Here is a 376-nt window from a genome sequence, read left to right as displayed (position 1 = left end):
CTCTTTGGCGGACCGGCGAAGCCGGCAATGAATTGTTCGACCAGAGCCTCGCTGACGCGATAAATATCCTGGCGACTTGCTGCGTGTTCAAAGCGCGAGATCGTCGCTCCCGATGCCAGCGCGGCGGCGGCGTCAAACGGCAAACGGGCCGCACCAAGTTTGAACATCGGATCGTGGCGCAGACTGTTCGCGTCGTTGCCGTCCTCATAGCCGCAGCCGATTTGGTAGATACGCTGCGTCAGAAGATCATGATACGAATGGCTGACGTAACTCTGATGGCGACGGTCCGGCAAAGCCGCCGCGAGGCGCTTGGTCAGACCGATCTGAAGGTCGACACCGCGCAGCAGCACCGGCCCGAGATCAGACGACAAACCGC

Annotated in this window: 1 protein-coding gene; it reads right to left on the bottom strand. The window is 60.9% G+C overall.

All coding sequences use genetic code 11. The features are described 5' to 3' along the window. The coding region (locus tag F2P44_RS34630; protein ID WP_187363529.1) for a transposase at positions 1–376 on the bottom strand (376 nt) is incomplete at both ends.

Origin of the sequence: Massilia frigida (assembly GCF_011682175.1) — a bacterium.
GTDB lineage: Bacteria > Pseudomonadota > Gammaproteobacteria > Burkholderiales > Burkholderiaceae_D > Telluria_A > Telluria_A frigida.
Note: the sequence above shows the minus strand (reverse complement) of the source record. Positions and strands in the feature narration are given on the sequence as shown.